Origin of the sequence: Demequina sp. (assembly GCF_024642165.1) — a bacterium.
In the GTDB taxonomy this organism is placed as follows: Bacteria; Actinomycetota; Actinomycetes; order Actinomycetales; family Demequinaceae; genus Demequina.
Map to the genome: position 1 here is coordinate 1 of NZ_JAHEBP010000073.1, position 10,321 is coordinate 10,321.

Genomic DNA, 10,321 nt, shown 5'->3' on the forward strand with positions numbered 1-10,321 from the left:
CGTTTCGCGAGGCCGGCGTCGCCCGTGCATCGTCCGGGCTGATCCTGGGCGGGGGAGCGACGGCGACCTCTGCCATGGCCGCGCTGGGCGCGCTGGGCGTCGAGGCGCCGCTGGTGGCGGTGCGGTCCCGGGGACGGGCCGGCGCGCTGGTGCGCGCCGCGACTCGGATGGGCGTGCGGCCGCGACTGGTCTCTTTCGACGAGGTGCCCGACGTGATCGGGGGCGCCGATGCGGTGGTGTCCACCGTTCCCGTTGCTGCCGGGGCGGAGGTGGCGGGGTCGCTTCTCGGGGTGCGCGAGGGCGCGGCGCTGCTCGACGCGGTGTACGAACCTTTGGTGACGCCCTTGGGCGCGCGCTTCGCGGAGCTGGGCGGTACGCGCATCGGCGGCGAGCGGATGCTTCTGCATCAGGCCGCGGAGCAGGTGAGACTCATGACCGGGCGGGAGGCTCCCCTCGGCGCCATGATCGCGGCCTTGACAATTGTGTTGGATTCGTAACACTCAGGTGTGGTGTGTGGCGTGCCGATGTACCGTCACGGTGATGTACTGAGCGCGTGAGGGGGCGCCTGCATGAAGCAACTGGGGACCATTCTTCTTGAGGATGGAGCGCTCACGGAGGACCAGCTCGTCGATGCGATCGACGAGCAGCAGGAACGTGGGCAGTCGCTGGGCCGGACTCTCGTCGAGATGGGTTTCATCTCCGAGGGCCAGTTGGTGCGCGCCTTGGCTTCGCAGGTGGGCATGGAGTTCGTGGAGCTTGCGGACTTTCCCGTAGACCGTGCGGCGGTCGCGTTGGTGCCGGCGGCGGTCTGCCGCCGCCACACCGTGCTGCCCGTCTCGATCGGCGACGGCGTGATCAAGGTCGCGATGTCCAACCCGGGCAACGTGGTCGCGGTCGACGACATCAGGACAATCACGCGCCTCCAGGTCACCCCGGTGGTCGCGGCGCATGACGACGTGATGAACGCCATCGACCGCTACTGCCGCGCGGACAACGAGCTCGAGGACCTGCAGGAGTCGATCGAGGGCGAGGTCGACCTCGCCGATGAGGATCTCTCGGGATCCGCGGTCGAGGACGATGCGCCCATCGTGCGTTTCGTCAACCTGCTCATCAGCCAGGCGATCCAGGACCGTGCGTCGGACATCCACATCGAGCCGGCGGAGACCGATCTGCGTGTCAGGTACCGCATCGACGGCGTGCTCCACGAGATGCAGCGGGCGCCCAAGGTGATCACGGGTGGAGTCATCTCGCGCCTCAAGATCATGTCCGAGATCGACATCGCCGAGCGACGCAAGCCGCAGGACGGCCGCATGTCGGTCAACCACCAGGGCCGCAAGATCGACCTCCGTGTCGCGACCCTCCCCACCGTGTGGGGAGAGAAGGTGGTCATGCGCATCCTGGACAACTCGACGGCGCGGCTGGACCTCGAGGACCTGGGCATCCGAGAGTCGAACCTGGAGCTGTACGGCCAGAGCTACAACAAGCCCTACGGCATGATCCTGGTCACCGGCCCTACGGGTTCTGGAAAGTCGACCACCCTGTACGCGACGCTCAACCAGATCTCGCGGCCCGAGGTGAACGTCATCACCGTCGAGGACCCGGTCGAGTACCGCATCCCCGGCATCAACCAGGTCCAGGTCAACCCCAAGGCGGGGCTCACCTTCGCCTCCGCGTTGAGGTCGATCCTCCGCGCGGACCCCGACGTGGTGCTGGTGGGCGAGATCCGTGACAAGGAGACTGCCCAGATCGCGATCGAGGCGGCGCTCACCGGTCACATGGTGCTGTCCACACTGCACACCAACGACGCGCCCTCGGCCATGACCCGACTCATCGAGATGGGCATCGAGCCGTTCCTGGTCGGATCGGCGATCGACTGCGTGGTCGCCCAGCGCCTCGCGCGTCGGCTCTGTTCGCATTGCGCGGTCGAGTATCAGGTCACCGCGGAGCAGCTCCCGGCGGCAGTGAACTGGAATCCGGCAGAGAACGTCCCGCCGCTGATGCGACCGCACGGGTGTTCGCGTTGCTCGAATACCGGATATCGCGGGCGCGTCGCGCTCCACGAAGTGATGGTGATCGACGAGGATATCGAGCGCCTGACGGTGGGCCGCGCGAGCTCCGCGGAGATTGCCCGAGCCGCCGAAGCGAAGGGCATGGAATCCCTGTTCATGGACGGCTGGGCGAAAGTCATGGATGGAACCACGTCGCTTGAGGAGCTGCTGCGCGTAGTGAAGTAGCGATTTACCAGTGGAATTCATCACAGACATAGAGAACTAAGAATTGCGACCGATATTGTGGGGGAAGACGCAGATGTTTTGCGTCGAGCTGAGGGAGGGTGCATGAGTATGCAGTTCACGCCGGGCGAGGACGCTTGGCGTCCGACGCCGCAGACGGCTCAGCCGGCCGCGACCGAGCCGGACGCCGCCGCGCAGCCTGCCCCTGCACCGTACGCCCCGGCAGCGCCTGAGGCGACGCCGGCCCCGAGCCTCCACGCGAGCGGGCAGGTCCCCGCCCGCGCCTCGTTCCTCGAGGAGCGCCGTCCCCACGCCTCGACCGCGCAGGGATTCGACGCGCTCGAGGCCACCGCGGCGGCGGCAGCCGAAGCCGAGTCGCGTCCGGTCCCCACCGGCCCCATCGTGCATCCCAGCGTGCGAGCGCAGGGCATCCCCGCCGCGCATCAGGCAGATGCGCCGTACTCGCCGGCCACGGTGACGGACCCCGCCAGCGCGTTCGCGGCCGCCGCCGCCGCCGCTGCGGTGCACGTGCAATCTTCGCCCCGGGCCTTCGCACCCGCGCCGGATCCTGCTCCGGAGCCCAAGGCGGAGAAGGCTGCCCCGGTGCAGCAGAAGCCGCGCGGGGCAAAGGCCGGCGCACGCGTCGGCATGAGCACGGAGCGCCAGGAGACCGACCTCGACATCAACGCCGCTCTGCGCGCGATGCTGAAGCTCGAGGCCTCGGACCTCCACGTGACCACCGGCGCGCCGCCCATGGTGCGCCTCGATGGTGCGCTGAGCCCGCTGCCGGACTTCGCCCGGCTCGACCCGGAAAGCCTGCAGCGCTCGCTCTACGGCATCCTGACTCAGGCGCAGCGCGAGCGCTTCGAGGAGCAGCTCGAACTCGACTTCTCCTACTCGGTGGTGGGTGAGGCGCGATTCCGCGTCAACCTCTACCGGCAGCGCGACTCGCTCGGTGCAGCCTTCCGCGTGATCCCCTATGAGATCAAGCCGCTCGAGGCTCTCGGCATCCCCGAGGTCGTGGCGAACTTCGCGCAGCTGCCGCGAGGCCTGGTCCTGGTGACCGGCCCTACCGGCTCCGGCAAGTCCACCACGCTGGCGTCGCTCGTGGACCTCGCCAATCGCTCGCGCAGCGCCCACATCATGACCGTCGAGGACCCCATCGAGTTCCTCCACCGCCACAAGCGCTCGCTGGTCAACCAGCGCGAGGTGGGTGACGACACACGATCCTTCGGCAACGCGCTCAAGCACGTGCTGCGCCAGGACCCTGACATCATCCTCATCGGAGAGATGCGCGACCTGGAGACCATCCAGGTGGCGCTCACCGCGGCAGAGACCGGCCACCTGGTGTTCGCCACGCTCCACACGCAGTCCGCGCCGCAGACGATGGACCGCATCATCGACGTGTTCCCCCCGGAGCAGCAGGGTCAGGTGCGCACGCAGCTCGCGGCGGCCATCCAGGGCGTGCTGTGTCAGACGCTCCTTAAGCGAGCCGATGGTCCGGGCCGTTCCGTCGCCGTGGAGATCATGCTCGCGACACCCGGCATTCGGAACCTCATCCGTGAGGGCAAGACGCACCAGATCTACACGTCCATGCAGGGCGGAGCCTCGTTGGGCATGCAGACCATGGACAACCACCTCGCCGAACTGGTGAAGACCGGACGGGTCTCCTACGAGGCCGCCGTCGAGATGGCGCACTCCGTCGAAGAGTTCGATCGGCTCTGCGGCCGGCACGGAAGGGCGTAGGGGCGATCATGGCTGGAGGAACGGCGACCGCGGCGAAGCCCGGTACGGTCAAGAAGTTCGACTACCAGGCGCGCGATGCCGCGGGCAAGGTACGCAAGGACTCGATGGAGGCTCCGTCGACGCAGGCCGTCGCCGCGCGCCTGCGCGAGCGCGGCTACACGGTGCTCTCGGTGGACGAGGCGGGGGGCAGGGGCCTCAACGCGGACATCAACATCCCGGGCTTCGGTGACAAGATCGGGCTCAAGGACATCGCCATCATGTCGCGGCAGCTCGCCACGATGATCGGCGCGGGGCTGTCCCTGCTGCGGGCCATGACGATCCTCACCGAGCAGACGGAGAACAAGGCGCTCCAGAAGGTGCTGGCGGAGGTCCGGACCGACGTCGAGACCGGCAAGTCCTTCTCGATGGCCCTGGGCCGGCACCCCGACGTCTTCCCGCCCATCATGATCAACATGGTCAGGGCCGGAGAGGTGGGCGGATTCCTCGACAGCGTCCTGGTGAGCATCGCGGAGAACTTCGAGAAGGAGGTCGCTCTCCGCGGCAAGATCAAGTCCGCAATGACGTACCCCGTGGTCGTCTTCTTCATCGCGATCCTCGCGGTGACCGCCATGCTGCTGTTCATCGTGCCGGTGTTCGCCGACATGTTCGCCGGCCTGGGCGGTGAGCTCCCGTTCGCGACTCAGGTCCTGGTGACCCTGTCCACGATTCTCAAGATCGGCGCCGTGCCCCTGGTCATCGGGATCGTCCTGTTCATGATCTGGTGGCGCAAGAACAAGAACCGCTACGAGGTGCGCGAGAAGGTCGAGCCGGTCTACCTGAAGCTTCCGATCTTCGGCAAGCTGATCCAGAAGATCGCGGTTGCGCGCTTCACCCGCAACCTCGGGGCCATGGTCCGTTCGGGCGTCCCGATCCTGCAGGCTCTGGACATCGTGGGCCAGGCGTCGGGCAACATCGTCATCGAGCGCGCGGCCAAGGACGTGCAGGATTCGGTGCGCCGCGGCGAGAGCCTCGCGGGGCCACTGGCCTCGCACAAGGTGTTCCCGCCCATGGTGGTACAGATGATCGCGGTGGGTGAGGACACCGGCGCGCTGGACACCATGCTGGACAAGATCGCCGACTTCTACGACCAGGAGGTCGAGTCGACCACGGAGCAGCTCACGTCGCTCATCGAGCCGCTCATGATCGCGGTGCTCGGCTCACTCATCGGCGCGATGGTGATCGCGCTCTACATGCCCATCTTCAAGGTCTTCGACCTGATCGGGTGACAGGCTTCCGCCCGCTCGTCGGGCGGCAGGCGAGCTGAGGGATCAGCTCGAATCAACAAATACAGACAGCAACTAGACACTCAAGGAGAACATCATGCTCGCTCGCATCCGCAAGCAGCTCGAGGAGAGGGACGACAAGGGCTTCACCCTGGTCGAGCTCCTCGTGGTCATCATCATCATCGGCATCCTGGCCGCCATCGCCATCCCGCTGTACCTGAACCAGCAGGCCAAGGCGAAGGACTCCGCGCTCAAGTCGGACCTCAAGAACGCCCAGATCGAGGTCGCCAGCTCGCTGGTCGACGACAACACCGGTGGTTCCATCCCCGGTGGGGCCGCTCTCTCGAAGAGCCCCGACGTGACCATCTCGGACCCGGTCATCGACGTCGCGGGTGGCACCTTCACCGTGTGTGGCGTCGTTGTCGGCGGCGACGTCGGCTCGTACTGCATTGACCAGGATGGCACTCTTTCCTGATCGATGGTGTCAACCGTCTAACGGTTGTGGGGGCCGGCTCGCCCGGCCCCCACAACCGGGCCACAATGGCCGTAAGCGCTGAGGAGGGAGGGGACGATGCGCCGTTTGAGGAATGACGAGGGACTTGGCCTGGTCGAGGTCATGGTCTCTATCGTGGTGCTCGCCGTCGCGTTGCTCGCCATGCTCACCCTCCTGATCGGGGCGATCAACACGGTCGCCAAGAACAACACCCGCGCCACCGCCACGGAGCTCGCGACGCAGCGCGTCGAAGAAGCCCGCGTGGTCGCGCTCACCGGCGACTGCTCGACGGTTCGCGCCACCGTGGAGAGCGCCAAGACCACCGCCGACGGTCGAGGAATCCCGTTGGTGGTGAATGCCGTGGTGACCAATTGCGACCAGTCGGCGGTTACGGATCCCCACGACCTGCCGCAGCTCGCGCACGTCGCGGTCACCGTCACCACCACGCAGACCGGGTTCGTCAATCCGGTTGCAACGGTGGAGTCCGACGTCTACGTCACCTTCGAGCCGTCATGATCCGTCGACTCCGGCTCGCGCGCGACGACTCAGGTTTCACCCTTGTCGAGTTGATCGTCTACTCCATACTCCTCATTCTTGTCATCGGGATTGCGGGCGGCATCTTCATCAACTTGCTGCGAGGGCAGCAGGACGTTCTCGACTACAGCGACGCCAACGAGTCGGGTCAGTTGGCCTTCAAGCAGCTCGAACGCGATCTTCGTAACGCCGCGATCGTGGTCACCGACAATTCCGGCAAGCTTCTGGTGTTGGACACCCGCGTCGCGACCAGTGCCGACGACGACGTCTGGGTCTGTGTCGGGTACTTCCTCGACACCGCCGGCGAGACCCTTCGACGCGTCGCGTCTGCCGACGGCTCGGGAACCACCGCGGTCGCGCTCGCCAAGAGCAGCGACGCGGAGGTCGAGACCGCCTCTGCGTCCTGGACCGCGCGCTACGAGGGCTTCCAGGCGGTCCCCGGACAGCGGGCGTTCGGAGTCACGGACAACAAGTACACCTACCCGACCATCCCCGGCATCCCGGTGGCACTCGCCATGGACACGGGTAACGGCCACGAGCCGATCGAATTCGCCAAGACCATCTCGCTGCGTCCGCAGGACCACTCCAACGGCAGTTGCGTCTAGGTCAGGAAGGACCGTCCCATGTTCCCCATGCGTCTGCAGGCCCGCTTCCGCTCCGATGCGGGAATGGCGCTGGTCGTCGTGCTCGGCATCATCCTGGTCGGTGCAGTGATCGTGACCAGCTTGGCCTTCGCCGCCTTCTACAACTCGAACCGAACCTCGGCCACCAGGATCGAGGCGCGCGCGCTGCAGAGCGCCGACGCGGGCATCGACATGGTGCAGAGCGTGCTCGAGGGGCTCGCCTACGACGAGCTCGACCAGGCGTGCGGCAGCAAGATGACCAACCTGTCGATCAACTCCGACACCGTGGTGGTGGCGACCCAGTTCACCGTGGTGAACAGTGGCGTGACGTCGGATGTTGAATGCCCCGGCTCCGGCGACTTCACACTGAAGATGGTGGCGACGTCGACGGCGACCACGCCGGCCGCGCTCTCTACCGACGGCGCGATCGTGCGCACGGTGGAGGCGACGTTCCTGCCGACCCCGCCCACCGTCGACCTCGACAAGGCGATCTTCTCCGAGTCCGACCTCGACCTCAACAGCAACACCAACTTGCTTCCGAGCGGCGCGAAGAACCCCGATGGCTCGGATGACAAGGACGCCCACGTGTACTCGAACGGCACGGTGCTGTGTGCGTCGAAGGTGAGCGCCGGCGGGTCCATCTACGCGACGCGGGGCGACATCATCCTGAAGACCAACTGCGACGTCGAGAACTCGGTCTGGGCCTCAGGCAGGATCGACATGTCCGCCTCCAACACCTACGTCGACGGCGACGTGTATGCCTACAGCAGTGCGGCGAATGCTTTCACCCTCGCCAACACCGGTCAGGTGACGGGCTCCGTGCTCACGAATGGGACCATCACCAGCGCCGGGAACGTGGGCCTGAGCCTGTTCGCGAACGGCGGCATCAACCTCAACGGCACTATCGGGGGCAGCGCATACTCCGTGGGGAACCTGGCCTTCAACAAGGGCGTTGCCACCCGCGACGCTTACTCCGAGAGCGGCAACATCACGGGCACGGGCACGGTGAAGGGGAACGCCAAGTACGCGGGCACCATCGACGCGAAGGTGACCGTGACGGGAACGAAGACGAAGGGTGGGGCATCCATCCCGAGCACGCCCAACCCCGCCCAGGACTTCCCGGCGTACGTCGGTTATGTGGGTGGCGGCAAGTCGATCCAGGCGCCTCCGCGAGAGCAGATGCCCGTGCTCAATCTGTACACGCCGGGCGACGTGGACATCAACAACTGGATCGCCTCGGGATTCACTCCTGAGTATTACGACGGCACGTGCTCGGCCACGGAGGTCGCGAACGCGATCACCAGCGGCACATGGGTCACCGCAGGTCGGCTCATGATCTTCCAGGGCTGCTCGAGCCAGGCCGTCTACGACGTCAAGACCCTCAACATGCAGGGTGATCTCGCGCTCGTTTCGGACTCCGGCTGGACCACTGCCGGGGGCACGCTGAACTTCAACGGGAGCAACCCGGATCCCGCGAACTTCGACAATCTCTTCTTCATCGTGCCCGCGGACTCCTTCGACCCGGACGCCGCCGACTGGGTTTCCGCCGGCACCGGAACACAGACCACGCCGGTGTGCCTGAACGCGCCGGTCGGGAACATCCTGATCGACCCGCAGCTCCACCTGTCGGACCTCAACATCCTCGCCTACACGCCGTGCACGTTCGACTGGAAGGCCGCGTTGGCGTCGTCGTCCGACCCATGGACCGGGCAGGTCTACGCGGGCAACGTGGAGATCCACAACTCATTCGATCTCAAGATGTCGAAGGTCAGCGTGCCGTCCCTGGTCGACACCACCGCGAGCCTGTCCGACCCTGCCGGGATGCAGCTCGCGGCGCGGTTCGACGTCCATGGATCGTAGGGCCGAATGACGGCGCTGGGGGGCGCGCTGGCCTTTGTGTTCGGCCTGGCGCTGGGTTCGTTCGCGAACGTGATCGTGTATCGGGTTCCGCGTGGGTTGTCCATCGTCTCGCCGCCGAGTGCCTGCCCGCGCTGCAATGTCGAGATCAAGCCGTGGCACAACGTGCCGGTGCTCGGATGGCTCTGGCTGCGCGGCAGGTGCGCCTCGTGCGGCGAGCCCATCAGCGCCCGCTACCCGCTCATCGAGCTGGGAACGGGCGTCGCGTTTGCTACTGTCTGGGTCGCCACCGGCCCCTCGGCGAGCACTGGAGTGCTGCTGGGTCTCGTCTACTTCGGGATCGTTCTCAGCGCGATCGACATCGAGCTGCGCCGCCTTCCCAACCCGATCACGCTGGCCTTCGCAGTCGTCACCGTCATAGCGATCGTCGGCGCGGCCGCGGCGACGGGGGACTGGGATGGAGCCCTGCGCGCGCTGTGGGGCGCGCTCATCCTGGGCGCCTTCTACTTCGTGGCGTTCTTGGTCTACCCCAAGGGGATGGGCTTCGGGGACGTCAAGCTGGCTCCGGTGATCGGTGCCGTGCTGGGCTCTCTGGGATGGGCGGAGCTATCTGTGGGGGCGTTCGCCGCATTCCTGTGGGGCGGCGTGTTCGGACTCGTGCAGATGGCGCGCCAGCGGCACGGGAGGGGCGTCGCGATTCCGTTCGGTCCGTGGATGTTCGCGGGCGCGGTGACTGGTGCCGCGGTGGGACCTCCGGTCGCGGACTGGTATCTGCGCCTGGCGGGTCTCTGATGCTTGAGAAGGCGCCAACGCGTGCCGATAGGGGGAACAACGTGAAGAAGTGGAGGGAACGCTAGTGGGCACCAGAACAGTCGCAATCGACGTGGGAGCGTCGACCGTGCGTGTCGCCGAGGTCGAACTGGGCTCCGGTCCCGACCCGCGCGACGGCGCGACGCTGCACGCATATGCCGAGGTCGCCATGCCCGCGGGGGTGATTCGTGACGGAGCGATCCAGGAGCCCTCCACGCTCTCGCAGGTGGTGCACCAGGCGTTCGCCGCGGCCAAGCCGTCGAGCAAGCACGTGACCGTGGGGCTCGGACACCCCAGCATCGTCGTGCGCGAGGTGGAGATCCCGGCGCAGCCCATGGACAAGGTGCGCGAGTCCCTCGCGTTCCACGTTCAGGACCAGTTGCCGATGGCCGCCGACGAGGCGATCCTCGACTTCTACCCGACCATCGAGCTGGAGGCTCAGAGCGGCGCGATTCTGCGGGGGCTGCTGGTCGCGGCACCCCGCGAGACGGTGCGTGATCTGATCGCCGTGCTCGACAAGGGCGGCGTGAGCGTGAACGCCGTCGATCATTCGGCTCTGGGTCTGTGGCGGAACGGCTGCCGCGGCCCGTTGATGGACGCGAACGTCGCCTTCGTCGACATCGGCGCCGACACCACCACGGTGGTGGTGTCGCAGGCGGGCGCGCCGCGGCTGGTCCGCGCGCTTCCCCAGGGAGGGCAGGACGCGACCAAGGCCGTCGCGAGCGCGCTCAAGGGGACCACCGTCGACGCGGAGGCGTTGAAGCG

At 66.7% G+C, this 10,321-nt stretch carries 9 protein-coding genes and 1 pseudogene; all 10 read left to right on the plus strand.

Annotated features, from left to right (window positions below; genetic code table 11):
* Positions 1–497, plus strand: a pseudogene (locus tag Q0L54_RS07795) (shikimate dehydrogenase); the annotation flags it as partial.
* A gap of 72 nt (positions 498–569) precedes the next feature.
* Positions 570–2,234: an ATPase, T2SS/T4P/T4SS family gene (locus Q0L54_RS07800; protein ID WP_296666857.1), complete on the plus strand. Its 1,665-nt coding sequence runs from the start codon at positions 570–572 to the stop codon at positions 2,232–2,234.
* A 102-nt stretch (positions 2,235–2,336) separates the two neighbouring features.
* Positions 2,337–3,977 (plus strand): type IV pilus twitching motility protein PilT, encoded by a 1,641-nt coding sequence (locus Q0L54_RS07805; RefSeq protein ID WP_296666859.1) that lies wholly within the window; start codon positions 2,337–2,339, stop codon positions 3,975–3,977.
* An 8-nt stretch (positions 3,978–3,985) separates the two neighbouring features.
* Positions 3,986–5,242 carry a type II secretion system F family protein gene (locus tag Q0L54_RS07810; protein ID WP_296666862.1) on the plus strand — a complete coding sequence of 419 codons (1,257 nt, stop codon included), beginning with the start codon at positions 3,986–3,988 and terminating at the stop codon, positions 5,240–5,242.
* A 94-nt stretch (positions 5,243–5,336) separates the two neighbouring features.
* Positions 5,337–5,714, plus strand: a complete 378-nt coding sequence (locus tag Q0L54_RS07815; protein WP_296666864.1) for a prepilin-type N-terminal cleavage/methylation domain-containing protein — start codon at positions 5,337–5,339, stop codon at positions 5,712–5,714.
* 105 nt (positions 5,715–5,819) lie between these two features.
* A complete protein-coding gene (locus Q0L54_RS07820; RefSeq protein WP_296666866.1) occupies positions 5,820–6,248 on the plus strand; it encodes a prepilin-type N-terminal cleavage/methylation domain-containing protein in 429 nt (142 codons plus the stop codon).
* Positions 6,245–6,871, plus strand: coding sequence for a hypothetical protein (locus tag Q0L54_RS07825; RefSeq protein ID WP_296666867.1), 627 nt, complete (start codon positions 6,245–6,247; stop codon positions 6,869–6,871). Before Q0L54_RS07820 ends, Q0L54_RS07825 begins: the two co-directional genes overlap by 4 nt.
* Before the next feature lie 18 nt (positions 6,872–6,889).
* Complete coding sequence (locus Q0L54_RS07830; RefSeq protein ID WP_296666869.1) at positions 6,890–8,749, plus strand: pilus assembly PilX N-terminal domain-containing protein; 1,860 nt, start codon at positions 6,890–6,892, stop codon at positions 8,747–8,749.
* Between the two features lie 6 nt (positions 8,750–8,755).
* Positions 8,756–9,538 (plus strand): A24 family peptidase, encoded by a 783-nt coding sequence (locus tag Q0L54_RS07835; protein ID WP_296666871.1) that lies wholly within the window; start codon positions 8,756–8,758, stop codon positions 9,536–9,538.
* Between the two features lie 91 nt (positions 9,539–9,629).
* On the plus strand, positions 9,630–10,321 hold a 692-nt coding region (pilM, locus tag Q0L54_RS07840), incomplete at its 3' end, for a pilus assembly protein PilM (RefSeq protein WP_296666875.1).

What these genes read in the sequence shown, in the direction of transcription:
- Q0L54_RS07815 (WP_296666864.1), top strand. Translation starts at nt 5,337, where the DNA reads ATGCTCGCTCGCATCCGCAAGCAGCTCGAGGAGAGGGACGACAAGGGC.
- Q0L54_RS07810 (WP_296666862.1), top strand. Translation starts at nt 3,986, where the DNA reads ATGGCTGGAGGAACGGCGACCGCGGCGAAGCCCGGTACGGTCAAGAAG.
- Q0L54_RS07835 (WP_296666871.1), top strand. Translation starts at nt 8,756, where the DNA reads ATGACGGCGCTGGGGGGCGCGCTGGCCTTTGTGTTCGGCCTGGCGCTG.
- Q0L54_RS07805 (WP_296666859.1), top strand. Translation starts at nt 2,337, where the DNA reads ATGAGTATGCAGTTCACGCCGGGCGAGGACGCTTGGCGTCCGACGCCG.
- Q0L54_RS07800 (WP_296666857.1), top strand. Translation starts at nt 570, where the DNA reads ATGAAGCAACTGGGGACCATTCTTCTTGAGGATGGAGCGCTCACGGAG.
- Q0L54_RS07825 (WP_296666867.1), top strand. Translation starts at nt 6,245, where the DNA reads ATGATCCGTCGACTCCGGCTCGCGCGCGACGACTCAGGTTTCACCCTT.
- Q0L54_RS07830 (WP_296666869.1), top strand. Translation starts at nt 6,890, where the DNA reads ATGTTCCCCATGCGTCTGCAGGCCCGCTTCCGCTCCGATGCGGGAATG.